The organism is Njordella aestuarii (assembly GCF_056494165.1).
In genome coordinates this window covers 732,915-757,943 of the sequence record NZ_CM151397.1, presented here as the reverse complement: position 1 = coordinate 757,943, position 25,029 = coordinate 732,915, and the positions used below count along the sequence as shown (strand labels likewise).

20 protein-coding genes and 1 tRNA gene are annotated in these 25,029 nt (G+C 51.1%); 7 read left to right on the top strand and 14 right to left on the bottom strand.

Annotated features, from left to right (window positions below):
* Positions 1 to 135: 135 nt before the first annotated feature.
* The 8 genes from SH451x_RS02960 to SH451x_RS02925 form a co-directional block, all read right to left on the bottom strand.
* Complete coding sequence (locus SH451x_RS02960; RefSeq protein WP_479360871.1) at positions 136 to 576, bottom strand: MarR family winged helix-turn-helix transcriptional regulator; 441 nt, start codon at positions 574 to 576, stop codon at positions 136 to 138.
* Between the two features lie 160 nt (positions 577 to 736).
* Positions 737 to 2,140 carry a Gfo/Idh/MocA family protein gene (locus tag SH451x_RS02955; protein ID WP_479360870.1) on the bottom strand — a complete coding sequence of 468 codons (1,404 nt, stop codon included), beginning with the start codon at positions 2,138 to 2,140 and terminating at the stop codon, positions 737 to 739.
* Between the two features lie 98 nt (positions 2,141 to 2,238).
* Positions 2,239 to 3,351 carry an aldose epimerase family protein gene (locus tag SH451x_RS02950; RefSeq protein ID WP_479360869.1) on the bottom strand — a complete coding sequence of 371 codons (1,113 nt, stop codon included), beginning with the start codon at positions 3,349 to 3,351 and terminating at the stop codon, positions 2,239 to 2,241.
* The gene (locus tag SH451x_RS02945; protein WP_479360868.1) at positions 3,293 to 5,008 is read right to left on the bottom strand and encodes a solute:sodium symporter family transporter; all 1,716 of its coding nucleotides are present in this window, start codon (positions 5,006 to 5,008) and stop codon (positions 3,293 to 3,295) included. The genes SH451x_RS02950 and SH451x_RS02945 overlap by 59 nt, the downstream gene beginning before the upstream one ends.
* Before the next feature lie 159 nt (positions 5,009 to 5,167).
* Entirely contained in the window at positions 5,168 to 6,013 is an 846-nt protein-coding gene (gene accD, locus SH451x_RS02940) for an acetyl-CoA carboxylase, carboxyltransferase subunit beta (RefSeq protein ID WP_479360867.1), read from the bottom strand.
* A gap of 116 nt (positions 6,014 to 6,129) precedes the next feature.
* The gene (locus tag SH451x_RS02935; protein ID WP_479360865.1) at positions 6,130 to 6,735 is read right to left on the bottom strand and encodes a histidine phosphatase family protein; all 606 of its coding nucleotides are present in this window, start codon (positions 6,733 to 6,735) and stop codon (positions 6,130 to 6,132) included.
* A 19-nt stretch (positions 6,736 to 6,754) separates the two neighbouring features.
* Positions 6,755 to 7,477, bottom strand: coding sequence for a ribulose-phosphate 3-epimerase (rpe, locus tag SH451x_RS02930; RefSeq protein ID WP_479360864.1), 723 nt, complete (start codon positions 7,475 to 7,477; stop codon positions 6,755 to 6,757).
* Between the two features lie 210 nt (positions 7,478 to 7,687).
* Positions 7,688 to 8,584 carry a sugar phosphate isomerase/epimerase family protein gene (locus tag SH451x_RS02925; RefSeq protein WP_479360863.1) on the bottom strand — a complete coding sequence of 299 codons (897 nt, stop codon included), beginning with the start codon at positions 8,582 to 8,584 and terminating at the stop codon, positions 7,688 to 7,690.
* 408 nt (positions 8,585 to 8,992) lie between these two features.
* On the opposite strand from SH451x_RS02925, the gene SH451x_RS02920 reads away from it, so the two are divergent.
* From SH451x_RS02920 to SH451x_RS02910, 3 genes are all read left to right on the top strand, one after another.
* Positions 8,993 to 9,376 carry an acyl carrier protein gene (locus SH451x_RS02920; RefSeq protein ID WP_479360862.1) on the top strand — a complete coding sequence of 128 codons (384 nt, stop codon included), beginning with the start codon at positions 8,993 to 8,995 and terminating at the stop codon, positions 9,374 to 9,376.
* A gap of 468 nt (positions 9,377 to 9,844) precedes the next feature.
* A complete protein-coding gene (locus tag SH451x_RS02915; protein ID WP_479360861.1) occupies positions 9,845 to 10,387 on the top strand; it encodes a 3-hydroxyacyl-ACP dehydratase FabZ family protein in 543 nt (180 codons plus the stop codon).
* Complete coding sequence (locus tag SH451x_RS02910; protein ID WP_479360859.1) at positions 10,374 to 11,381, top strand: ABC transporter substrate-binding protein; 1,008 nt, start codon at positions 10,374 to 10,376, stop codon at positions 11,379 to 11,381. The genes SH451x_RS02915 and SH451x_RS02910 overlap by 14 nt, the downstream gene beginning before the upstream one ends.
* A gap of 35 nt (positions 11,382 to 11,416) precedes the next feature.
* Here the strand turns inward: SH451x_RS02910 and SH451x_RS02905 are convergent, their stop codons facing one another.
* The 5 genes from SH451x_RS02905 to SH451x_RS02885 form a co-directional block, all read right to left on the bottom strand.
* Positions 11,417 to 11,734: a DUF1805 domain-containing protein gene (locus SH451x_RS02905; protein WP_479360858.1), complete on the bottom strand. Its 318-nt coding sequence runs from the start codon at positions 11,732 to 11,734 to the stop codon at positions 11,417 to 11,419.
* An 896-nt stretch (positions 11,735 to 12,630) separates the two neighbouring features.
* Positions 12,631 to 12,715 (bottom strand) — tRNA-Leu (locus SH451x_RS02900).
* Positions 12,716 to 12,931: 216 nt separating this feature from the next.
* Positions 12,932 to 15,607 (bottom strand): PQQ-dependent sugar dehydrogenase, encoded by a 2,676-nt coding sequence (locus SH451x_RS02895; RefSeq protein WP_479360857.1) that lies wholly within the window; start codon positions 15,605 to 15,607, stop codon positions 12,932 to 12,934.
* Between the two features lie 208 nt (positions 15,608 to 15,815).
* Positions 15,816 to 16,616, bottom strand: coding sequence for a hypothetical protein (locus tag SH451x_RS02890; RefSeq protein ID WP_479360855.1), 801 nt, complete (start codon positions 16,614 to 16,616; stop codon positions 15,816 to 15,818).
* Positions 16,617 to 16,742: 126 nt separating this feature from the next.
* Entirely contained in the window at positions 16,743 to 18,491 is a 1,749-nt protein-coding gene (locus SH451x_RS02885) for an MFS transporter (protein ID WP_479360854.1), read from the bottom strand.
* Positions 18,492 to 19,049: 558 nt separating this feature from the next.
* Between SH451x_RS02885 and SH451x_RS02880 the strand changes: the two genes are divergently transcribed.
* Both SH451x_RS02880 and SH451x_RS02875 read left to right on the top strand, forming a co-directional pair.
* A complete protein-coding gene (locus SH451x_RS02880; protein ID WP_479360852.1) occupies positions 19,050 to 21,800 on the top strand; it encodes a 2-oxoglutarate dehydrogenase E1 component in 2,751 nt (916 codons plus the stop codon).
* 103 nt (positions 21,801 to 21,903) lie between these two features.
* Positions 21,904 to 22,083 carry a CsbD family protein gene (locus SH451x_RS02875; protein ID WP_479360851.1) on the top strand — a complete coding sequence of 60 codons (180 nt, stop codon included), beginning with the start codon at positions 21,904 to 21,906 and terminating at the stop codon, positions 22,081 to 22,083.
* Positions 22,084 to 22,127: 44 nt separating this feature from the next.
* Here the strand turns inward: SH451x_RS02875 and SH451x_RS02870 are convergent, their stop codons facing one another.
* Positions 22,128 to 23,135 (bottom strand): NADPH:quinone reductase, encoded by a 1,008-nt coding sequence (locus SH451x_RS02870; RefSeq protein ID WP_479360850.1) that lies wholly within the window; start codon positions 23,133 to 23,135, stop codon positions 22,128 to 22,130.
* A 215-nt stretch (positions 23,136 to 23,350) separates the two neighbouring features.
* Here SH451x_RS02870 and SH451x_RS02865 point away from each other — a divergent pair, with 215 nt between their 5' ends.
* Both SH451x_RS02865 and proC read left to right on the top strand, forming a co-directional pair.
* The gene (locus SH451x_RS02865; protein WP_479360848.1) at positions 23,351 to 24,100 is read left to right on the top strand and encodes a lipoate--protein ligase family protein; all 750 of its coding nucleotides are present in this window, start codon (positions 23,351 to 23,353) and stop codon (positions 24,098 to 24,100) included.
* Positions 24,101 to 24,204: 104 nt separating this feature from the next.
* Positions 24,205 to 25,014 (top strand): pyrroline-5-carboxylate reductase, encoded by an 810-nt coding sequence (gene proC / locus SH451x_RS02860; RefSeq protein WP_479360847.1) that lies wholly within the window; start codon positions 24,205 to 24,207, stop codon positions 25,012 to 25,014.
* The last annotated feature ends 15 nt before the right edge of the window (positions 25,015 to 25,029 follow it).

The following is a 25,029-nucleotide window of genomic DNA, read 5'->3' as shown; positions in this document are numbered from 1 at the left end:
TTTTTTCGGAGGTGGTGAAGAGCGGCAGCGTTTTGCCGCCACCAGAGCTGGCGAGTAGAAACGCTAACGGACAGAAATTGGCCACGAAGACGGGATCGAAACCCCGGTTGCTTCGCACCTGCCGTCAGCAGAGGCTCACTTAGCCGCTGCGCTTTTTGCCAGTTTCGGGTTTTGCTTTAGCGCTGACGCGACTTTGGCAAGCTTTTCTAAGAGCCCTACCAGGGTCTGCAATTCACTCGGCTCCATAGAATCCGCGAGTTGGTCGCGAAAATTTCCGGTCGCTTGCCACATTTTCTTAAACGCTCGTCGACCACCGGGAGTCAAGGAAATAATCCATGCACGTCGGTCCTGCTCACTTACCTCGCGAGCGATTAGGCCATTGCGTTCGAGCACGACCAACATGCTGCGAATCGTATTCGGATCGGACGAGGCACGGCGAACGATCTCTTGCTGAATCAACGGACCATGCTCATAGATCAGCGACAAGATCACAAATTGATTTGCCGTTGCCCCCATGCCAGCGAGAACTCCATCGGTGGCGCGGTGCATCTCCCAATAGGCGCAACGGAGAGCCATTGGAAGTTTGTACTTAAGTTCGGTCATCAGGTGCTATGCGCTCTGTCTTCGAATTTCATTGGATGCCTTGCTTCGCCATGCATTCAAAAGCAAAGCGTGCTGCTCGCCAAGTTTAGCATGCAGCGACGATTGTTTCGAGACTCGACAGGGCGGCAAGACATCAAGCATTCAGTTGCCAACCCGGCCGATAGTCGCCAGCGATAATCTGCTCAGCGTTCTGCACGCCTGGGGCACGCATATTCTCGGCGTCCCAACGAACTAACGCGCCAGTTCGCAATGAAAGCAGCCCCAGCAATGTTATTTCCGTAAGTCGGGCGCCATATTCGAAATTGGAACTCGCCGCCGGACCGCCCTTGATTGCATCGATCCAATCGCGATGATGCCCGTTCGAACGGGGGATCGTCTCCTTGGCCGGTTGCACGCTCGCAGCCAGTGATTCGGGATAGATTGCCGGTTTACCGCCCGCACCGCCACAGACCATGATACCGTTAGCACCTTCAAACAAGACGCCGCGGTTGGGCAACGATTTGTTAGAGGGGAGCGATTCGGGCCGCTGAGGCTGCAAACCACCACTGTACCAATGGACGAGCAGGTCGGAGTGCCCTTCGCGCGGAAAACGGAAGTATCCTATTTCACCGTATGGTGCCGTGTTTGAATCGACGCGACCCGCTGGAAAAAATTCGACTTCGCTTGGAAAGGAGAGGTCTAGCCCCCACACGGCCGAATCCAGATCGTGGCAACCAAAATCGCCCAGTGCTCCACAACCGAACATCCAAAAATCTCGCCACGCAACAGGCGCGTATGCGTTGTTGAAAGCGGGTGGCGTGCGAGGTCCACACCACAAATCCCAATTAAGTCCCTGGGGTATCGGATTTGAAGCAGTCGGCAGCGCAGCAAGTTCAGGATTCCATCGCGTCGCCGGAACCCAAGCATGAACCTTGGTAATTTGTCCAATCGAACCTTGCTGTAGTCTTTCGCAAGTTTCGCGGATGCCATCGGTCGAATGTCCTTGGTTGCCCATCTGCGTTGCAACCTTCATCTCCTTTGCGACTTTCGCAACTAGCCTAGCTTCAGCGATGTTGTGCGTTAGGGGTTTCTCGCAATAGGCGTGCTTACCATTCTTCATAGCAGCAATCGTTACGACAGCGTGAGCATGATCTGGCGTTGCGCACAAAACTGCGTCGATGTCGGAGTCGGCCGATTCAAGCATGACACGAAAGTCTTCGAAGCCGGCACATCGAAACTCCGGTTCGGCCGCTTGATAGTGCTTTTCAATTTCGGCGATTGCAGGAAGCCTACCGGCGACGCCTTTGTAGTAAAACTTTTCTAGACTCCAGTGCTCTGCTGGATCGGCCACTGCGGTAATGCGAACATCCTTTAGTTGCATTAGCTCGCGCGCGTTCTCTAGCCCGCGTCCGCCAGCACCGACCAAAGCCACATTGACGCGATCACTAGGCGCGATATGTCGTTGACCACCCAGTACATGGGGCGCCACGATTGTAAACGCTGAAACGCCTGCGGCGGATTTTAAGAAATGTCGACGGCTCTTACCGAGATTGCTCATAGTGTGTCCCATCATGAAAAAACGATCGCGTCATCATAAGTTTGGACGCGAATCGTATTATCAGGGATAATGAGCGACAGGGCAACTTGGCAAAATCGCTACTTCGTGCTGAATGCAAAGACTGTCTTGGTTTGGTAGGTCTCGCCTGGTTTCAGAATTGTCGAAGGGAAGTTCGGCTGGTTAGGGCTGTCCGGAAAATGTTGTGTCTCGAGGCAAAAGCCGCCACGATTTACATACGGATTGCCCGATTTCCCTTTCAACCGACCATCCAAAAAGTTCCCACAATAGAATTGCACACCAGGTTCCTGAGTTGTCACGGTGAGCTTTCGTCCCGTCGTTGGCTCGTAGACTTCCGCAGCTAACTGCATCTGCTTGGATTGGGACTGATCTTTCAGCACCCAGTTGTGATCATAACCACCACCGAATGTAAGCTGTTCATTTTGAACGCTAATATCCTTACCAATCGCTTTCGCCTGAGTAAAGTCGAACGGCGTTCCTTTGACGGGTGCAATCTCACCGGTCGGAATGAGCGTTTCGTCCACTGGCGTGTAGTGATCGGCGTTAATCATCAACTGATGATCCAGAATGGTACCTTGCCCTTCGCCTTTTAGATTGAAATAGGTATGCTGCGTCAAGTTAACAGGCGTGGCTTTATCTGCCGTCGCTTTGTAATCGATTTCGATCGTATTGTCGTCTGTTAAGGTGTAGGTAACCGTAACGTCAAGATTGCCCGGATAACCTTCTTCTTTGTCTTTCGCCAAATAGTGCAGGCTGATGGCGTTGCTGGCAGCATCTTCTTTTACTTCCCAGATCACTTTGTCGAACCCGATAATCCCGCCATGCAGCGAATTCGGTTTGTTGTTGATCGGCAGCTCATAAGTCTCACCATCAATAGTGAACATTCCCTTGGCAATGCGATTGCCATAACGCCCGACGACAGCCCCAAAGTAAGGTTTATCGACTGCGTTGATGTAGCTCTCTAGGTTTTTGTACCCAAGCACAACGTCTCCCATTTTCCCGGTGCGATCAGGGACGAGGATCGATGTGATGATCGCTCCGTAGTTAGTAACCTTGACCACCATTCCGTGGCTGTTCTTAAGCGTGTAGAGCTTGACCGTGTCAAAATCCTCCGAAGTTATTTCGGCTGACGCTTTAAGGGGCGACAGTATCAGGAGAAGCGACATCAAGCTGAGCTGCAGCAGGGCTTTCATTGGGTTCGGCTTTCTTTTCTTGAAGGACACTAAAATCAGCAAAGGTGACGTAAATCGAGATGACTGCGGCGATTAACAGGAATCCTGCAACTCCCGCGAACTTCCAGGGCGTCATGTCGACAGCCCCAACATCTTGTTGAACAAACTCGGTTTTACGCGGATATAATTCGCCGCCAATTAATTGGAAAATAATAAGCCATGCAAACACCATCCCGAGGAAATGATACTCATGCAGCGATTCCACCACCAAACTAAATGGGGATATAAAGTATCCCAGGAATATCAATATGAATCCCATCAATAATGCCCAATTTGCCACAGCGGCGGGCACTCGTTTTGTAACCATCCCGACAACGACAACTGCGAAGATCGGAATGAAGTACATGCCGTTCATCTTCTGCAAGTAACCGAAGATGCTGTCGAATTGATTGAGCAGCGGCGCGACAAATATCGCAATGATAGTTATGATCACACCGAACAAGAAACTGGAGGCGACAACTTGGCGATCCGACGCATTGGGTAATGCTTTCTTGTAAATCCCCAAACTGAATAGCGTGCAAGAACTGTTCAATGCCGAATTAAAACTCGACAGAATCGCTCCCAACATCGCGGCTGCAAAAAAACCTGTAAGGCTGCTTGGCAGCACAAAGCTGACGAGTTTTCCATATGCCTGCTTAGCCTCGATACCTTGGCCTGCAAAGATTGTATATGCAATCATGCCGGGCAGCACCAAGTACAGCGGCCCCAACAACTTGAGTGCTCCCGTGAGCAATACGCCTTTCTGACCTTCGGCTAGACTGCTAGCGCCGAACGTTCGCTGAATGATCTGCTGATTCGTTGTCCAGTAAAATAGATTCAGCAAGAAGATGCCCGAAAAGATAGCGCCAAACGGAACGTTGGTTTGCTTGGAACCGATCGAATTAAAGCGATCTTGCTGGCTATCGTAGACCGCTTTCATGCCAGCGGTAACCCCCTCGTCTCCGCCCAGATGCTTAAGCGCAAAGTAGGTAATCAAAAACCCGCCCGACAGGAGCAAGATGCCGTTGAGGGTATCGGAAACGGCGACCGTCTTCAGACCACCAAACAATGCGTATATCGATCCAATTATACCAACGACTGCGACAACAGTACTGATGGCGAATGTGCGATCCGACATCGAGTCGCCCAAGAAGTTATATTGCGAAAGCGTTGTCTCGACATTCAAAATATCGATCAGTCCAACGGCGCCTGTAAACAAAATGATTGGCAACAAAATACCAACATAAGCGATTAGAAAAATAACGTTCGTTATTACCTGAGTTGAACTGCCGAAGCGCAATTCAAGATACTCTGGCACAGTCGCCACGCCACTCTTAAGAAAGCGAGGCAGAAAAAACCAAGCCATAAAGACGAGCGCAATAACGGCCACGACTTCCCACACCATGACGCAGAGGCCATATGTGAACGCATCTCCATTTAGGCCAACCATTTGTTCGGTCGACAGGTTCGTCAGTAGCAAAGAACCGGCAATGAGCGGAAAAGTTAGCGAGCGGCCTGCAAGAAAAAAGCCAGAGCTACTGTCATGGTCGTCCTTACGAGTGAAACGCCAAGTCAAGAATGCGACAAGGCCCGTGCAAAGAAGAAACGAAGCGACGGTAATAAGAGTGTTGCGGTCCATTCAAGGCAGACTGTAGGCTGGAGAGGGATGGGTGGGTTCGAAGAGTATTCACCAAATGTTGGCAGAATACAAGCAGGCGCAGCGGGAGTAACAGAAACTCCCCAGACTTCAGTTGCGATGCCGCGAATCCAGTTTGCTTCGCCCGAAACGCCCCAAACCTTACTTCCCGCAGTAGTCGATCGCTTGAGCGATTTCAGTCTTCAAGCGGCTGCGGTCTACGATGCGATCGATGTACCCATGTTCCAGCAGAAACTCGCTGGTTTGAAAGCCAGCGGGCAGTTCAACGCGAATCGTCGCTTTGATCGTCCGAGGACCAGCAAAGCCAATCAACGCTTTGGGCTCGGCAAAAATCAAATCGCCCAGCGATGCAAAAGAAGCAGCCACGCCGCCCATCGTCGGATTCGTCAACACACTAATGTAAAGCCCACCAGCGTCATGGTATCGAGCCAGGGCCGCGGTAACTTTGGCCATCTGCATCAATGACAAAATGCCCTCGTGCATCCGAGCTCCACCACCCGAAGCGCTGATAATGATCAGCGGCAATTGCTGTTGAGTCGCTCGTTCAATTAGCCGCGTCAGCCGTTCGCCAACTACAGAACCCATAGAACCCATAATAAAGGCTGAGTCGGTAATACCAATTGCAACGCGTCGAGCGCGAATCATGCCGCAACCCGTAATGGCAGCGTCGTCCATTCCAGTACGTTTCTGTTCAGCAGCCAAACGCTCAGCATAAGGCTTCTTGTCCGCAAATTTTAGCGGATCTGTAGGATGAACATCCTCATCCCAAGCTTCAAACGTACCTTCGTCCAGCACATGGCAGATGCGATCTTTTGCCGAAACATACAGATGAAAACGGCACTGTGGGCAGATGTTAAGTTGGCGTTCGGCTTCTTTTTTGTAGATAGAACTCCCGCATCCAGGACACTTAATCCACAGACCTTCGGGAACACCTCGTTTTTTGCCGCTGCTCAATGGTAAAACTTCGTTGCGATCAACAATCGACACTTTGAATACCTTCAACCACCGCTAGGAATGTTGGAGCCACGTGAATTTGACTCAGCACGAACCAAAGCCCTCGTACTGGCCTCTCGCAACGTGCTGGTCGGAATGTTTGCAGAACGCTATACGATAACTGGTTTTGCGACGTTTAGCGAGATTATTTCCCAGCTTGCTTGGTCATGTTCCGACTTCCAAGGGTCGCCAATCTCCGTATGGCTCAAAAGATGTTTCACCAGTGATGCCAACGGGTCGGGAACGATAATCGCCACCGTGCCACCGCGGTGTTTTTTTACCAGCTTGTGCAGCATGCGTTCAATACGTCCCGCTGCTGTCCCCATGCTCTCACCGCCAGGGGGACAGAAAGTTAGCGGATTCGCCTGGAATTGGCGATAAACGGTAGGCTGCAAGCGACGCAGTTCGTCAACGGTTCGGCCCTGCCATAGCCCCAGATTCAAGTTCTTAAAGCATTCGACGACGCGGACTTTCGCCTTGCTTTTGGCCGCAATAATCGAAGCAGTCTGCCGCGCAGAATCGCACGGCGCGCAGTAGACAACTTCCAGTCGGGACGGAGTGTCACTGCACCGCGAGAGGTGCTCGTTTAGCTCTTCGCAACAGCGTCGAACCTGCGCTTGGCCGCTGCTACTGAGCGGAAAATCTAAACAACCCTTGATGCGTCCCTCGTCATCAAAGTCTGTTGATCCTGGACGGATCAATGCAATCGAAACCATACACTAATGAACCGAAGAGTTACGAATCAGCTGATAGTTTGCTACGCAGCTGGGCAATTGCCTCTGAATATTCAGGCTTGCCAAAAATTGCGGATCCAACCACAAACAAATCTGCTCCCGCGTCATAGCAGGACCTGATAGTTCGTTCGTTGATCCCACCATCCATCTCAATCAAAAATTCGGGGCCCGCCTCGGCTCGCACCTGACGGACCCGCTCCAACATTGCATCATTAAACGACTGGCCCCCAAAGCCAGCCTCTACACTCATAATCAGTGCCAAATCACAGTTCGGCAGATGCGGCAGCAACCGCTCGATTGGCGTCGAAGGATTAATCGCTAACCCAACCGCAGTACCGCTTTCTCGAACGGACCGTAACAGGCTAGTTGGATCCTCGATCGCTTCGACGTGAAACGTTATCAAATCAGCGCCGGCCTCTGCAAACTGAACCGCGTATTTGCCAGGGTCCGCAATCATTAGGTGAGCATCGATAGGCATTCCCGTCAGCTCGCCGAACGCTTTCACAATCGGGAAGCCGTACGTCAGGTTCGGCACAAAATTGCCGTCCATGATATCCAAATGCAGCGCTTCAATCCCAGCTACTTCCAGCCGCTCTATTTCTCTTTCCAAATTTCCGAAATCACACATCAACATCGACGGCAGAATCACCGGTTTGGCGTTCCGCAACGATGCGAGCAGCGTCGCCATGCTGGAAGATGAACTGGTTGATGGTGTAGAAGACATACCGAGCAGCTATCCGCTGCAATATTCCGTCTCTTGGAGTACTTCTTGAATCGCTCGAACGAGACCAAAGTCGCCCGTTAAATGCTATCAAACCTCGATGTCACAAACGGCGAATACAATAACAACTTCCAGGCCATTGAGAAGAGAGAAAAAAAATCGCGGCGAGCGGAATCGCTCGCACGCGATCACAAGTTGCTTCTTTATGGAGGTTTAGGCTTCCAATTTTTTAAGGTACGCATAACTCTCGGCGATGCTTTCCAATGGCGCAGGCGATTGATCCTGCTCCACATGGCACTGCTGAACACCAATTTTTCGCGCAGTCTGGATGATGGCCGCAAAATCTAGAAGGCCGTTACCCAGTTCCTGGAATGCGTCAACAGCGACAGCACCTTCATCGTAAACCGTTCCAGTACCAGACTTTAAGTCTTTGAGGTGCAACTGGCTAATACGTCCATCCAGCCGCTGCATTGTCGCTACTGGCTCCCAACCGCCAATCGCTGCCCAGAACACATCGAGCTCGAATTTCATCTGGTCGCTGAAGTTGTCGATGAAGATATCGAACCCGGTCTTACCGCCTTCCAGAGGCTGAAATTCGAACGAGTGATTGTGGTAGCAAAGCTGAATATTGACCGCCGCGCACTTCTCTGCTGCTGCGTTCGCTCTTTCAGCAATGCCCTTAAACTGGTCGGCAGTTTCGCGAGCTCCCTTGCCGACGTAGCCAAAAACGAGATGCGAAAGCCCGTTTTTGGTGGCTTTATCGATCATCATCGCGAGGGTCGGAACGTTCTTGGGATTTTCTTCGCCGATCAAGTTCCAGGGAATAAAAGCGGAAGTGACTTTGAGACCATGCTCCTTGGCCAACGGCACGAGCGTATCGGCATCCATGACGTCCATTAGTTCGACCTGGGAATAGCCTGCGGTCTTTACCTTTGCCAGGGTCGCTGACGGAGCAGCCGCCATTTCATTGCGAACGGTCCAGAGCTGAAGGCCCATTTCGGATAGATAGGGATCATCCGCGGGCAATGCTAGCGCAAGTCGATTCCGAGTTGCGAGCAGTGCAGCCCCGCTCAAGGCTGCTGTTTTCAATACATTTCGACGATTAAACACTTGATTTCCTTTCGAATAAGTCTGGAGGCAACTCCGCCGCTGAAGGTCGCGGCGTACAACCGAGGGCGAATTTGCCGCACGTTGCTGGCTGGTATTAGCGGATGCACAAGCTGATACGATTGGTACACTTAACACTACCCGGCGATGGTTGGCAATTCGGATCCTACGAATCTTTAAGCTGTGTTTGCAAGGTGCAGTTGAGATCCGACGGTTTGGTTATTCTAACCACTTCCGAGAGAGAAAAAGGGCGGAAAAGATTGTTTATCTTTATTCTGGCCTACACAAATCGTCGCAAAACGGGTATTTACTTTGGCTTGCGAAACAGCACATTAGCTGCTTGAGCGCCTCCTTAAGTGATCAAGCTTAGTTACTCAACAAAAAGAAGATTGGTAGAAAGTTTTCTAGCAAATGGCACCAACATCTGACGAAGTCTATGGCAAGGTTCAAGCCGCTTTGGTTGACGCTTTGGGCGTTGACGACGACGAAGTAACCCCGGAAGCGACTCTGGTTGGCGATTTGGGAGCCGAATCGATCGACTTTTTGGACATTGTCTTCAAGCTTGAAAAAGCTTTTGACATCAAGATTCCACGGGAAGACCTGTTCCCTGGCGATATCTTGACCAACCCAGAATATGTTTCCGAAGGCAAAGTTACAGCCAGCGGAGTCGCCGAACTCAAAAGCAAGCTACCTTGGGCCGACCTGAGCAAATTTGAAGCGAATCCACGAGTGCAAGACTTCGGCGATTTGCTAACCGTCGGTGACTTGGTGCGATACGTCGAGAGCAAAACCTAGTTGTTTCGAATGATCATCGTTCGAAAGGTCTCGCATTCGCAGCTACACGTCTCTTTCCTGTAGCTGCAGTGGCATTGTTGCTGGGGCCGTTCACTCGTTGCGACAAATCCACAAAACGTGGAAAATTCAAGCCGCGATTTCACGGGTTTACGCATTGCAGGGAAACGCTAAAGAATTGCCCTGAAAGAAGACCCGAAATCGTAACCCGAATGCGTCAGCAAGGGACAGCGCTTCGTGCGTAAAAATCCCTCGATAACGCATTCTTGTTGTGATGTCCGCTTGCCCCAAATGCGGAAGCAACTGCGGGACAGTTCCCAAAGCAAACCCATCTCAACTAAATCCAACCGCAGATGATGTTCGCGACTTGCTAGTTTGAATGGTCTAATGATAATCGCAACTCAATAAGAAACTGAATCTCAGTGATCCGGTCCATGACCTGCGATCGCGTTGGCAGCTTTGAGGTTTTTCATGCGATGGTTTTGGATTGATCGGTTCGAAGAATTTGTTCGCAACAAGTACGCTATCAGCGTCAAGAGTGTTACGTTGGCCGAAGAGCCCCTGGATGACTACCAGCCTGGGCGTCCTCATTATCCCCATTCATTAATGATTGAAGGGATGGCTCAAACGGGCGGTTTATTGATCGCCGAACCTTTCGGTTATGCAAGGCGCGTCGTCCTGGCTAAAGTTGGCAAAGCGATTTTCCACGACTTAGTGACCCCGGGCGATCGTATGCGGCTTAAGGCAACCATCCAAGACGTTCAAGATGCGGGCGCCGTGATCGCTGGCGAAATCACTGTTGAAGGCCGAGTCGTTGCGGAACTTGAGTTGTGGTTTGCATTTTTAGACGAGCGTTATGGGACTGGGCCACTTTTCCCGCTAGAACAGCTATTACACACTCTGAGAATTTTACGTTTATACGAGGTTGCTAAAGATGAAGACGGCCAACCGCTCAGCCCACCTCAATCTATGCTCGACGCCGAAATCGCAAATCTGGACAGTGTCATCGATTGATCTGTTGTGGTCTTTGTGCATCTGTGTGTTCTTAGTACTGCAGGTTGGGTGCAGCACTTCCAAAGACACCTCAAAACAGTCTAAGCAACCGGACGCTGAAGCGACCAGCAAGCTCCGCCCGGTCCGTTTATTATTGAACTGGTATCCTGAAGCGGAACATGGTGGCTTCTACGCTGCTAAGGAGCTTGGCCTGTTCGAAGCGGAAGGTCTGGATGTCACCATCGTTCCCGGCGGCAAGACAACAGTAATTGCACAGGAGCTGACTTTAGGACGCGTTGAATTTGGTGTTGCAAATGCCGACGACGTACTAGTTGCGGCTCAGCAAGATGCGCCGATTGTTGCTGTTATGACGCCCATGCAGCACACACCACGTTGCATCATGGTTCGCGAAGAAACGGGTATCAAGACTTTCGAGGATCTAAAAGATGTAACGCTGCTGCTGGATTCTTCACGAGCGTTTGTTCCTTATCTCAAGAGCCTCGGTTACTTACAAGATGTAACGATTGCCCCATACTTTGGCTCCATCGCGCCGTTGGTTGCCAACGAGCGTTTTGGCTGCCAAGGCTACAGCTTCAGTGAACCGTTCCTAGCTCAGCAGGAAGGTATGAAGGTCAAGAGTCTGATGGTTTCAGAAATCGGCTACGATCCATACTGCTCATTGTTGGTGACGAGTTCCAAAGTGATCGACCAGCAACCGGAAGTAGTGCGCAAGGTCGTCCAAGCTTCTGCCAAAGGTTGGCAAGCTTATTTGGAGTCGCCAGATAAAACCAACGAAGTCATCCTTAAAGCCAACACACAAGGCATGACAATGGAAGCGTTGCAGTTTGGCGCCACAGCGATTAAGCCGCTCAGCCAGCCAGAAAACGAGCAGCAGTTTGGTTCGATGTCCAGCTCAAGATGGAACACGCTGATAGAACAGCTTGAAAAGGTTGATTTTATCGACAAAGGCAAGCTCAAAGCGGAAGCGGTCTTTACCAATCAATTTATCGACTAAGATCTTCAGACGCCACCAAGTCAACCACTCGCAGCTTATTGAAGCATCTTTTCAACGGCATCGCGACCAGTGCAACCAACTTCAATGCCCAGTTTACTCGCTTCAGGCGTTACGCCAACGATCTTTGCATCAAGCAGATCTTCTGGCTCAACAAGCGGCTTAACTGGAGTGCCTCGGGCGATAGCGATCGCCTGCCCAAAATCAGCCGCAGTTTGCAGGTCGTAAATGCCGCATCCGACGATTCCTCGGTTAGTAATGATCGAGCAATACTGCCCGCCATCCCAACGTTGACTGGTTCCTATTGCGGTACCATTTTCAAATTTCATTTCGCGGCGCGATGCGATTGGTAACATTTTAATCACTTGAAGGTAGTGTCGAGGTAAACGAGTTCATACGTCTTCGATTTACGGCTTAGCCATCCACCAGCCAAATTACGTAGATCCAAATACAACCACAAAATGCGATGACGACAATTGCTTGAGCGAAATTCAGCGAAACAATATCCATAGACGGTGATTTCGGCTCTCGATATCGAGCAGCAACATTTGACACAATAAACAAAAAACTACACAGGAGCAACGACCCGTAGAATTTTATGCCGCTTGGCCAATGTGCGTCAGATATCCATCTTGCAGCAACAAGAAAGAGAAGCAAGACCGACGCGTACAGACTCGACAGGACACCAACAACGCGAACTGTCGACGTCCTAATTCTATTGTCGATCTTTGTTTTACTTGCCGATACCAAATCATCATCCGAAGGCCTGAATTCATAAGGGTTTGGAATGCTTGGAGCCATAGCTGTTTATCGACACGTTAGACCACGACCTAGCGACATCTGCATGCTACGAACGAGCGGCTTCGAGATGAGAAAGTTCCGTTGCAGGCCGATCGTTGCATTTACACTGTACCGTACGCAACATGTTACATTTTACCCGACTATGCTAATGCTGCAGTTTCGCTTGGAGGACTTTGATCGGCAGCAGTTCGGTCAATAATTGGCGACATGGATGCTGGTGGCGTCAAGCTGCAGTAGTTCCAAGACGGAGACCGATTCAACCCACGTTAATAGCACAGCAAGTGCTAGTGGTCTCGGTGTACCGAGTATGCCGTTCTCGAGCCAGATATTTGGTCCACACGTGTAATCATGCGGGACTTACAAAGGCGAATTAGGCGGTGGCCAACAAGTCCAAGAATTGGGAATACCCAGCGGAACGAGAGGACCTTTTCGAAAAACCCTATTTTTGAAGTAGCCGGAGCGGGACTCGAACCCGCACGGAGTTTAACCTCCCCAGGATTTTAAGTCCTGTGCGTCTGCCATTTCGCCACCCGGCCAGGTTGTAGTATTCGCCGCTGGCCACCCGCTTGCAGGCGCCGCTCGAATTTGGCGTCGTGCCGGCGATTATAGCCACTCACCCCATCGCCGAACAGGACGCTTTTCCCCACTCCGAAAACTACTTGCCAGTCGCAGAAACTCCGCTTTGAGCCGCAGCTTAAGCTGATCAAGCTAGACTCTAACCTCGTTGCTCTGCACAAGACTTGAATCGTCCGCTACTTAAGGAATTCAACCACGTCAATGCTCATCAGCGGACCTTCAGCCTCTTCGTTCTTGCTCACCAAGTAAATGTCGGCTACCGAATCCGTAACGCTCGACTTATCAAGCTCGATCGTCTTTTCGGAGTATCGTTCTCGCTGGCTGTTAGCATCGACGTTCGCGCTGCCCAATAGTGCACCGTCAACGCCGCCGACCCTCACCTCAATCACACCGCTTGGGCCAGTGCTCGCCGCCTTCACCTTAACCTGCGAAACTTGATCCATAGCAATGCTGTTAAATCGCAAGAACCCTTGGTGGTTTATCCGCCCTACAACTTGTCGGCCTTCAGCGCGAAATGAGTTCATCTTCGCCGCACCGCCAATTTCGTCCGCCGCTTCCGCTTGAATGCGTCGACTCCGCAATTGCACTTTGCCCGAACCGATTAACGCAGGCACTTCCCCGCGGCCGAGGTCCGTGTAAGTCGCCTCCAGCGCAATCGTTGCAATCTTGCTGTTGGTAGGCAGCTCATTTTGAAAGCCAACCGAACTTGGATTCGCAGCATCTGCCGTAACCGAGAAAACATACTCAACCATTTGTTGAATTTGCTGCGGCGTATGCTGCGAATGCGGCAGCATGGCAACCTTTCCCCAAACCCCAGTCGAACCTTCGAGAACTCGTTTCACCGAAAGGTCAAACTGGTGCGGTTCATCGCGGTACTTAGCTGCAATTTCGACGAACGTCGGCCCAACCAGTTTTCGACTCGCAGCGTGACAATTCAGGCAGTCACTTTTTCGAATCAACTCGAGGCCTGGGTGTACTGCGGCGGCACCTTCCTCAACTACAACCGGCACTGCTTCCACAAATAATCGACTTGGCGCATTGGATTCGATCGCTTCTAAATCGCCCTCATCGGCTTCGTCGAAGTCGCTCGTGCCATCTTCAAGATCGCGTACTTTGATGCTGTAGGCGACGGGTTCACCGGGCGTGAAAAAGTCTCCTTCGCGCGGCGTCAAAAAGCTCACTTCAGGTCGTGAATTTCCGACAATGATGGGCAGGGAAGTAATCGCTCGAGCACCGCTTGGGTCCACAACCGCTAGCTCGACAGTGTACACTCCCGGCGCATCAAAACTTGTCGACACTTCTGCTGTTTTGCCAATAACCTGACGTTCCGCTTGAGCACCGACACTCTTAATTGAGGTCCATTCATATGCCAAAGAATCAGCATCTTTGTCATAGGAGCCTTCTCCTGAAAACTGCACGGCTAAGGGTTCGCGGCCGATGCTTTCCGAGGCCTTGGCGACTGCAATTGGCTTTCTGTTACCGCGAACGTAGTCGATTCGCGTAAGCTTCGCATCAGGATTAACGCCCCAGGTTTCACCGTACTCGATGACATAGAGAGCTCCACTGGCATCAAATTGCATGTCAATTGGCCGAACAAATTTCATGTCAGGCAGAAATCGTTCAACGCTCACGACATTTGAATTTTCGTCCAATTGTACTGTATAGATCGCGTGCCGAGTCCACTCGAAGGCAAACAGGGTACGGTTAAATGCCTCCGGGAATTTGGTTTGCGAATCCAAGCCTTCATCAAAATAGTAGACAGGACCAGCACATGCCGACCTGCCACCAGAGCCGAGCGCTGGAAAAAGTTCAGTCGGCGCTGAAGGATAGTAGATTAACGCTGGTTGAGCCGGAGGCAACTCGCGAGCGCCAGTGTTGTTAGGTGACTCATTGACTGGGCTGGCGGGATCTTGCGCGGGCAGATTTTCGCCAGACTTGAAATCGGTCATGGCATACGCAAAATTGTTGCCAATAAAGTATGGCCAACCGAAAAAACCTGCCTGCTTGGCTTGATTAACTTCATCATAACCTCGAGGCCCACGCGCCGAATCTTGCCCCGCATCTGGGCCAATGTCTCCCCAATACAAGATGCCTGTCTTTTGATCGATGTTGATGCGCCAAGGATTTCGACATCCCATAACATAAATTTCAGCGTGTCCGACAGAACCATCTTTGGGGAAAAGGTTGCCATCGGGAATGCTATACGTTCCATCCGCCTCGGGATGAATCCGTAGAATCTTCCCATTGTAACTCTTTGTATTCCCCGCGGTTCGCTGCGAATCCCACGCTTGGCGATTCTCGCGTCCATCAAGTGGTGCGTAACCGTTGGAATCGTTAAAGGGGTTTGTATTGTCGCCTGTGCCAATGTACAAGTCGCCATTTGGTCCGAACTCAAGCGAACCGGCGTGATGACAACATTCACGTCGTTGCTCTTCAAACTTAAGGAGCAGCTTTTCGCTGCTCAAGTCCAACTGATCGTTCTCAAACTTAAACCGACTAATGTGCTGACCGACAAAATCTGGCGGCGAGTACTGCAAATAGATCCAGCCATTTTCAGCGAAATTAGGGTCGAGAGCCAATCCGATCAAACCATTCTCTTGTTCGTTAGTAACTTCGATCTTTCCTACCACCTCCATCTTGCCAGTGGCAGGATCGATTAGCTTCACAACTCCTGCAATCTCGATCAAGAAGATGCGACCATCCGGGGCAATATCAAGCTCCATTGGCTGAACGAGGTTGCCGCAAATCGTTGTATTCTCAAAGCGGTCGAGTTCAACTTCCGTCGCTTGAATCGCTTGGGCGACCACGCACTGCAGAAAGGTACACAGGAGAATGGCAGGCGACAGTTTCATAGATTTCAAAAGCCTTTGAGAATATTATGTAAGGCAACGAGTTGCTCGTCTGGAGCTCCAAGACGCGCTGATTCTAATTCATCTGAGCGCCAGAGTCAAAGTTTACAGATGCATCCAGATTAACTCTTTCGCCGCCCTCCGAATAGCAGAGCCCCGATTCAGCGTCTCAAAGAAACGGCGTTATCTGGCGACTTAAATATGTGGCAAGTTAAACTGTGACTAAGGGGCCCAATCCAGGTCGATGACCGGCGATTAAATGCCGCATCCAGTACCGGGCCGGTTCGTAGTGTTCTTCGGCCGTGAATGGTTCATGGAACTGACCATCAATCAAATCGTTTCGTACAAAGAACGCATTTACACCCGAAAAACTGCAGCCGACAAGTGAATATCCTTTTTTGTCCGCGATCTTTGCGATGGCCGAGAGGCTCGCGCCGAAGTAGCTCGTTCCTTGCCAGGTCAGCGACGGGTCACTAGGCTGCGCGATCGATAGCGGAGGTGCCCAGGTCGCGTTGTACTCGATCACCACGATCGCCGGTCGGACGACTGTGACAGCTTCCCAAACCCAGATGTCATTTCCATCGATATCGATCGACAGCAAACCCAACTCACCGGTTTGATTCTTCGCTTCGAAAACCTGATTTACATTGGCCGCAGTTATAAGAGCGTGCGAAACCTGCAACTTCTTTCCTGAAATCCAGTCGGCCGCGTGCTGTTGGATTTGTTTGATATACGTTTCGTTGCCATCCAACCAAAGCCCGGTCCAGCCATCCAGTAACAGCCGCAGCGTGTTGCACTCAAGCCCATCCTGCACACCGAACTCGATGAATGTCCGAGGTAAGTTCCCGTTCAGCCTGCGAATGATCTCGGCGAGGATGCCATCTTCGTCGTTCTGGGAGAAGACTTTGTAGCCGAACTGCAGCAGTCGCTTGGGCTGTAGATATCGGTCGCTTTGCAACGTTTGTCGCCAAGCCATCCATGCCTGGATCTGCAGTGATTCATCGACGCTCATCCTTGTTCCGTATCCTTTCTTATATAGCAGCACACAGCTTTCACAGTGCGTCTTTCCCAAAGAAAAAAGCCGCAGCGTTGCCAACTGCGGCTTTTGAGTTTATTACAAGAGATCGCGCAAAAGCGATTACGCTTCCGAGTATTCGCCAGCGGCGATTTCATTTTCCTTCTTTTGATTGTCAGAAAGTGACAGAGGCTTGTAGCCGCCAATGGACATAAAATAGACTAGCAGACCTAGATAAATTACCGCCATCGTTGCAGGGATGAATGAGTCGGCTCGGAGCGTTTGGCGGTCGCCTTCGATACTAGCCGCCAAAACCGTCTGCTCGTTTTCACTTAATTCCACCTGACCATTCGCGTTCAATTCGATATTGTTCTTCGCAACAACCTTCATGTCCTCTTCCGAAAGCTCGCGTCCAGCAAGAGCTTTCTTGGTGTTGATCAAGCCCAACTTGGCCCCATCAAGTCCTGTCGCTGGCTCAAAGAACAAGAATTTAGCTTGCTTCTCCGCCTTGTATTCTTCATACAAGTTCGGGGCTGTTTCCTGAAGTGTGGCTCCTGCGAAACGGTCTTTGGCATAGCCAAGACCAACAGATCCGATCAGTCCCCCACTCAACATACCGATACCGCCCATGATTGAGATTGCGATTGCCCCTGTTCGAGGGAATCGGTCCGATGCAACAGCCAACATAGTTGGCCAGAAAAACGTTTTACCGATGCCGTACAAGAACAATGCTAGTAGTGCTCCACCGAACGCCGTTATTCCGCTTACGAAATTGAGGCCTATGCAAGCCACAACAGCGCAAACCAGGAGCAATGCAATGGGAGACAAACCGATCTTCTTTTCAATAAAATCCGCACAGAAGCGGAGCAAGAACATCGTCAGCGACGTGAAGGCAAACAACATTTTACCTTCCTGGCTACTTAGAATATTGCCGGTTATATTCTGAATCCATCCATCGGTTCCTAACTCAACGGCGCCTACGAGTGCTTGCGTCACGAATAGCACGAACAAGAGCACAGAGCCGAGAGCAAAACCCGATGCCGAACTAAAGCCCATCCAAATCAACACACCGGACACGATAGAGATAATCACCCAAGTCTGGCTGCGGAAGAAGTCAGAACCAGTAAGTCCAGCAAGCAGTTCGCCTCCTAGGTTGTCCTTGATGAAAACGACTAGAAGTCCAGCAATTACAAGTGATCCTAGGATGCCAACATCAGTGAACATTTCCCTGAGCGAAAGCCCCTTTGCAGACGCCTCCGACTTTGGATAGCTCTGTCCAAAAAACATAACGCCATATAGCAGGGTGGGAATAAGATACAACCCTAACTGAACTTGCCACGAGACCTTCATAAGGTCGTCTAAAACCCACCCCACGATGGAACCAAATAGCAATCCGAGTGGCCAAGCAGCATGGAGAATGTTGAGGTAATGAGTGCGGTTTTGCGGAAACAAAGTCGCAACTAAAGGATTTGCTACTGCTTCCAAAGTGCCGTTTGCCAAAGCGAAAATGAACGTGCCAATAAAAAGGTAGTTAAAGGCCATCTGCGTCTCGGTTCCTGGAATCGCCAAAAACGCGATCACGGCAGATATTATGTGAAATAAGAATGCCGCCATTACCAGCATTCCGTAGCCGATTTTGTCAACGACGATACCGCCGATGATAATTCCGAAACAGAAACCGGTTAATCCGGCACTTCCGATCAATCCCAACTGACCGCCGCTGAATCCGAATTCCCCTCCCCAATTATCCAAAATCCCACCACGGACGGCAAAGCCGACTCCGGCTGCAAGAATCGCCATAAAACCTGCCGAAAGAAGTCGATATGCATTATCGACCGTTGGGGCGTTAGTGGTTGCTGATACTGTTGTCATGACGGTCTTCACCAACGTAATAAGTAGTAAAGGAAGTACACGGAAGAAGTTTTGAATATTTTAATGACCTAGCGGCGTATCCAATGGCTCCAGATGTTGCCATGGCTGATGACCGGCGTCAAGCTGGTGTCCGCTAACAATGCCATTGAGGAAGTCAAAAAGCCGTTGCGCATTTTGCCTAATCGATACCGAGCCTAGTTGGGCAAGCAAACAATGCAACCTCTGCAGAAACAATTCAGTTGCTACAAAGCGAACGCAAGCTTTCCTGCGAAACTGCGGGGAACAGGGCGAGTCGGTCTAGCGGCAACGAATGCTTTGACGTAACTTCCCTACCGATTTCCATGTCAGAGAGCATCCAAAAACTATGAGTTTATCCAGCGAAATTGACCCGACTTTTCGGATTCTGGTATGCCTTAAAATTCTGCAGTGCGTATACTCAAAGTTATACCCGGTCAGAATGGCCAGGATCATCGTCCCTTTTCCACGATGCTTTTTGATGTAGTGGCCATTCCTTTCTCTCCATCCCGGTGCCGCTGAACCCAGGCGCGAAGATCATAAATGAATACTTATTCTCTGGACTACATCGATGATTTGTATGTCCAGTACATCGAAGATCCCCAAAGTGTCTCTGAAAATTGGCGAAAGTACTTTGAGGAGTTCTCCCTCGCCGCACAACGCGAAATCGCCGGCAGTGGGGCAGGTACTCCGACCGAACTTTCGAACTCGGAAGCCGAACTGCTCTGGCTGGCGCGCATGCAGGAGCGAGTCGACCAATTGGTTCGTGAGTACCGAGTTCGCGGTCACTTGCTCGCGCGCGTCGACCCGCTGGACTTACGCCGCGCTGGTCAGACTCAAATCGATGCGCTTTCTTATGGATTGACCGAAGCTGATTTGAATCGTCCTTTCGCTGCCCCAACGGTGGAATACACCAACGGCCGAACAGTTGGCGATATTCTTCAGAAGTTGCGCAACACCTACTGTCGCAGCATTGGAGCCCAGTTCACGCACATCGACGATCGCGGCATTCGCGATTGGTTGCAACGACGCATGGAAAGCACTGAAAATCGCCTCGAACTGTCGCGTGAAGTGCAGGTCCGTTTGTACCAAAGATTGGCCGATGCAGAGCTTTTCGAGTCCTTTGTACGCAAGAAATTCGTCGGCGCGAAAACCTTTTCCCTCGAAGGTTCCGAAAGCCTCATTCCGCTGCTCGACCGAGCACTTGAGAAAGCTGGCGATCATGGCGTGAAGAGCGTCGTGATGGGGATGGCCCATCGCGGACGACTCAATGTGCTTGCCAATATTTTAGGAAAACGCGCGCAAAGTATCTTTTGGTCATTTGATGACCCGCGTCCAGAAATGTTCCGTGGTGGTGGGGACGTCAAATACCACATGGGCTACAGCAGCGACTGGATCACGAGCGTGGGGCACCGATTACACGTGTCGCTCTGTTTCAACCCAAGCCACCTAGAGTACGTCAATCCGGTCGTGCTAGGACGCTGCCGTGGAAAACAAGATCGCATGGGCGACGCCAATCGCACCGACGTACTATCGATTCTAATCCATGGGGATGCCGCGTTCGCTGGCGAAGGGGTTGTGCAAGAGACGCTTAACCTCTCACAACTGGCTGGTTACCAGACCGGTGGAACTTTGCACATCGTGATCAACAACCAAGTTGGCTTCACTACGGAACCCTTCGAAGGACGCAGCAGCACCTACTGCACTGATGTCTTCAAAATGCTGCAAAGCCCGATCTTCCACGTCAACGGCGAAGACCCCGAAGCCGTAGCTCAAGTCGTCTCGCTGGCGATGGACTTCCGTCACGAATTCAAGCGTGACGTGATCATCGACCTCTACGCCTATCGTAGGTTAGGACACAATGAAGTCGACGAGCCACGCTTCACGCAAACGGAAATGTACCAGGTCATCGACGCGCACAAGAGTGTACGTGAGAACTACCTCGGTCGCCTGTTGCAAATGGGAGAGCTGACTCGCGAGGAAGCCGACGAAATCATCGCGGTCCGCGACGAAAAATTGAACAAGGAGTTTGAAGCCGCCAAAAACGAACAGTTCGTTTCGGACCAACAGAGCTTGTCACAACACTGGTCTGGCTATTTTGGTGGCCCTGAACCGGAAGTTGAACAAACGGTACCAAGCGTCCCCGAAGAAACACTTCGCGAACTGCTCGACAAATTGTGTGCTTTTCCCGAGAACTTTAAACTGGTTCCCAAGCTTAATCGTTTCTTTGAACTGCGACGGGAAATGGCCCGCGGCAGTCGCAAACTTGACTGGGCATCCGCAGAATCGCTCGCCTTCGCGACCATGCTGCAAGACGGTCACCCGGTACGTCTTTCGGGACAAGATTGCCAACGCGGTACGTTTTCACAGCGACATGCGGTGCTTCACGACCCCAATACGCATGATACGCACATGCCGCTGGGACACCTCTCGCCCAATCAAGCTCGCATTGAAATCATCAACTCGCCACTCTCGGAGGCAGGCGTGCTAGGCTTCGACTATGGCTACAGCCTAGACAGCCCTGAAGGCTTTACCGCTTGGGAAGCTCAGTTTGGTGACTTCTGGAATGCGGCTCAAGTCATCGTCGACCAATTCATCACCAGCGCTGAAGACAAATGGAAGCGGCTTTCGAAGCTAACGATGCTACTGCCGCACGGATTCGAAGGGCAGGGACCAGAACATTGCAGTGCGAGGCTCGAGCGATTCCTCTTGTTGACCGCTGAAGACAACGTTCAGGTGACTCAGCCATCAACACCCGCACAATACTATCACTTGCTGCGAAGACAATGCAAATCGCTCTGGAGCAAGCCTTTGATAGTCTTGACGCCCAAGAGTCTGCTTCGTCATCCGCTCTGTGCCTCCGACTTACATGACTTGGCTCATGGTAGCTTCCAACGCGTCATTCCTGACAGTCGACCGGCAGATGCCGAAACGAAACGAATCATCCTTTGCTCTGGTAAAGTCTACTACGACTTGATAGAGGAACGCGATCGCATTGGCTGCAAGAATGTAGCTATCGTGCGCATTGAACAGTTCTATCCATTGTCACCATCTATCCTGATGAAGGCATTGGAAAACTATGCAGATGCGACAGACCTTGTATGGTTCCAAGATGAACCCACAAACATGGGCGGCTGGTATTTCATCAAGATGCGGTTTGGCGACATTATCGGGAAACGCTTCCCGATACGTTTAATTTCGCGCGTCGAATCAGCCAGTCCGTCGACCGGTTCGGCTAGCGCCCACAAGCTGGAACAGCGTGAACTTCTCGACCAAGCCTTTGCGGGCTTGTAAACACTTGCTCGGTAAACTGCGAGGTGTTTGGTATCTAGCTTGCACAACAGTGTCTCTCAGTAACGTAGTACATTTTGAGAACACTGTTGGTGGAGAATCAAACATGCCAAACGAAAACCAAACCTCGGGAATCGGAAAACAAATTAAGGGCAAGATCAACGAAGTGACCGGTGCAGCCACTGGCGATACTGCGCAAGAGGCCAAGGGAAAGGTTCAGAAGACGGTCGGTAAAGGTCAAAAAGAAGTTGGCGATATGCAGCAAGAAGCAAAGAAGAAGGGCTAACTGCTGGTTATTCCAGAGGTCCGTTGTGGGGGCTTGGAAGACACCTATACCTCTAGCACAACTTTACCCGCTAACGTCCCGTTTTGCTCGACGGTTGAGCCTTGCTGTAAGCGATGAGCTTCTGCCGCTAGAGCAAGCGGGATTGTTCGGTCTATCTGCGGCACTAACTTCCCACTAAGGAGAAGTTCGTTAATTCGCTCAGCACATGCCCGTTGTGTCCCAGCCGCGGCTTTAAACATCGCGAAACCGAATATCGAACAACCTTTCACGTAGAATGGACCGACTGGAAACTCAGGCCGCGCATCACGCCCCGCCATGACTACCATGCGTCCATTTTCCGCCATTCGGCCTACCGCGAGGTCGAAATCAGGAACACGCAGGGTCTCCCAAAAAACGTTGACTCCCTCTGGAGCAATATCTTGCAACGCCGACTCCGTGTCAATCTGGTTGTACTCGATGACATGGTCGGCCCCTAGCTCTTTGCACCGGCTTGCTTTTTCCGGCGAACCTGCTGTCGTAATGACCTCCGCGCCACTTGCCTTCGCCATTTGAACCACCATAGATCCAACGCCACCACTTCCCCCTCGCACAAAAATCTTTTCGCCAGAGGTCAGCTTTGCATGCTCAAATAGTCCCAGTTGCGCGGTTATTCCCACTAGGGCACAGGCGACTGCGGCTGCATCGGACACGTCATCTGGCGTGTGATAGACCCATTCGGGATCGACGGCGATTTCTTCAGCAAAAGTTCCTTGTCGCCCCAGTAGACCTTGATTGCTGCCCCAGACACGCTGCCCCGGCACCAATCCCGGAAATACTGTAAGGTCGACTTCGCTACCGACTTCAAGTATTTCACCGGCAAAATCACAACCAATGATAAATGGAAACTTGAGGGGCCAAAAGTTCGCCCCGTTGCGGATATAGGTATCGATTGGGTTGACTGCAACTTTCCTAACACGCACCAGCACCTGTTTCGGCGTACATTCCGGCGCCGGTAGTTCACCATAGATGATCTTTTCGGGACTACCTGTTTCCGTAATATATGCAGCGTGCATCAAGTCAACTCCTGGGCGTTTATCTCAATCTCGTCAAAGACTTAATTTTAAACATTCAACCGAGTCTGTCTGCCACACTTTTCAACTTCGTGCCGATATCAACGCGACGAGTCTAAACCGTTTCTGTACAGCAGGCGTGCGGCTAGTATACTGCAGCGAGTTCTGTTTAGACGGGTGATAGGTACTGGAAGCTTTTCCTTTCCACAGTTGAATAAATGTACTTTTGGAATTTCTCATGCGAATCGCCGCCGAAAAATTTGGCATACGACGAAGCTTTGCTGGAAGTCGTCGAACAACATGGGGAAGCCCGACCAGGCGAACCCATTGAAGTACTCCGCCTTTGGGAGATGCCGTGCACCGCGGTCGTTCTTGGTAGATCTTCGGTGGCCAACCAAGAGACCAATGTTCCGGCTTGCAAGCAATTCGGCGTGCCTATACTGCGTCGATGCTCGGGCGGAGCGACAATTTTAGCTGGCGCGGGATGCCTCATGTACTCGGCAGTCCTCTCATTCAACGTTCACCCACAGCTGGCCATGATCGACGCGGCGCACGATTTTGTAATGGATCGTTTGCTGACAGCGCTGCGGCCACAATTGGCTGCCGCTCGTCGCGAGGGGATTTGTGATTTAACAATTGCAGATCGAAAATTTTCGGGAAACGCGCTGCGGCTGAAACGTAATAGCGTTCTCTATCATGGCACGATTTTGTACGGGATGGATTTGGAGTGGGTCGAAACGTTGCTCGGTTCGCCTGCACGACAGCCCGAGTATCGTTTGAATCGCGCCCATCGCGACTTTATTGGCAACGCAAGCATTGATTTGATTAAGCTAGAAGAAGGTTTGAAACAATCTTTTGGTGCCCATAAAAATTGGTCCGAATTTCCGCTGCAGCAGAAGCTAGATGTTTTAGCAAACGAGCTTTTGGAGTCCCGATATAGCGATATCGCGTGGAATTTCGCGAGATAGCCTTTTCCGAAACGGTCCAAAAAGTGTACGATCGCTTCACAAGTCCCGCAGGCATAATGCTTTGCGGCCCATTATTGCTTTGCTTTTCGTTCTGAGTTTACTTCATGGTGTTTTCAAAAATCGGATTTCTGGGTGCTGGCCAGATGGCTAACGCACTAGCCAAAGGTGTCGTTGCCAGTGGTTTGGTGGCCCCCACAGCGTTAGTATTCTGCGATCCGGTCGATGCCCAACTTGCTGCTGCGCGGGCTCAATTTCCAGGCTGCATAACTCTACAGAATGCGCACGACTTGTTCACGCAGTGCGAGTTGATCATCCTGTCGGTCAAGCCTCAAGTGCTTCCCATCGTTGCGAGTAAATTTGCGAAGAGCGTTGGTTCGAACCACTTGCTGATATCGATCGCGGCGGGAATTTCACTGGGTAGCTTGCAAGAATGGTTTGCAACGAAGAACGTGGTACGCGTCATGCCAAACACTCCTGCCCAAGTATCTGCTGGGGTAAGTGCGCTGGCTTCCGATTTAGCGGCCGACAGCGAATCAATGCAGATAGCTTCACAGATCTTTGCCACAGTCGGCAAGGTCGTCGTCGTCGACGATGCTCAGATGGACGCTGTGACTGGACTCTCAGGATCAGGGCCAGCGTATGTTCTCATGATGATTGAGGCTCTGAGTGATGCTGGGGTAGCATCAGGACTGGCAAGACCCGTTGCGCTGACCCTCGCAGTCCAGACGGTCTTCGGATCTGCGAAAATGGTACAAGACACTCAACTACATCCCGCGGTTCTAAAGGATCAAGTCACCTCACCCGCAGGCACAACTATTGCTGGAATCCGTGTGTTGGAAGCAAATAAGTTCCGATCGACGTTAATTGAAGCCGTTTCCGCTGCCGTAAATCGCAGTCGGGAACTGCGAGGATAATTAATTTCGGTTCGA

Excerpts from the sequence above, each read along its gene's own strand:
- SH451x_RS02960 (WP_479360871.1), bottom strand. The coding sequence starts at position 576 with ATGGCTCTCCGTTGCGCCTATTGGGAGATGCACCGCGCCACCGATGGA.
- SH451x_RS02880 (WP_479360852.1), top strand. The coding sequence starts at position 19,050 with ATGAATACTTATTCTCTGGACTACATCGATGATTTGTATGTCCAGTAC.
- SH451x_RS02875 (WP_479360851.1), top strand. The coding sequence starts at position 21,904 with ATGCCAAACGAAAACCAAACCTCGGGAATCGGAAAACAAATTAAGGGC.
- rpe (WP_479360864.1), bottom strand. The coding sequence starts at position 7,477 with ATGTCTTCTACACCATCAACCAGTTCATCTTCCAGCATGGCGACGCTG.
- SH451x_RS02915 (WP_479360861.1), top strand. The coding sequence starts at position 9,845 with ATGCGATGGTTTTGGATTGATCGGTTCGAAGAATTTGTTCGCAACAAG.
- proC (WP_479360847.1), top strand. The coding sequence starts at position 24,205 with ATGGTGTTTTCAAAAATCGGATTTCTGGGTGCTGGCCAGATGGCTAAC.
- SH451x_RS02945 (WP_479360868.1), bottom strand. The coding sequence starts at position 5,008 with ATGGACCGCAACACTCTTATTACCGTCGCTTCGTTTCTTCTTTGCACG.
- SH451x_RS02955 (WP_479360870.1), bottom strand. The coding sequence starts at position 2,140 with ATGAGCAATCTCGGTAAGAGCCGTCGACATTTCTTAAAATCCGCCGCA.
- SH451x_RS02905 (WP_479360858.1), bottom strand. The coding sequence starts at position 11,734 with ATGTTACCAATCGCATCGCGCCGCGAAATGAAATTTGAAAATGGTACC.
- SH451x_RS02895 (WP_479360857.1), bottom strand. The coding sequence starts at position 15,607 with ATGAAACTGTCGCCTGCCATTCTCCTGTGTACCTTTCTGCAGTGCGTG.
- SH451x_RS02885 (WP_479360854.1), bottom strand. The coding sequence starts at position 18,491 with ATGACAACAGTATCAGCAACCACTAACGCCCCAACGGTCGATAATGCA.
- SH451x_RS02920 (WP_479360862.1), top strand. The coding sequence starts at position 8,993 with ATGGCACCAACATCTGACGAAGTCTATGGCAAGGTTCAAGCCGCTTTG.
- SH451x_RS02950 (WP_479360869.1), bottom strand. The coding sequence starts at position 3,351 with ATGAAAGCCCTGCTGCAGCTCAGCTTGATGTCGCTTCTCCTGATACTG.
- SH451x_RS02865 (WP_479360848.1), top strand. The coding sequence starts at position 23,351 with ATGTACTTTTGGAATTTCTCATGCGAATCGCCGCCGAAAAATTTGGCA.
- SH451x_RS02890 (WP_479360855.1), bottom strand. The coding sequence starts at position 16,616 with ATGAGCGTCGATGAATCACTGCAGATCCAGGCATGGATGGCTTGGCGA.
- SH451x_RS02935 (WP_479360865.1), bottom strand. The coding sequence starts at position 6,735 with ATGGTTTCGATTGCATTGATCCGTCCAGGATCAACAGACTTTGATGAC.
- SH451x_RS02870 (WP_479360850.1), bottom strand. The coding sequence starts at position 23,135 with ATGCACGCTGCATATATTACGGAAACAGGTAGTCCCGAAAAGATCATC.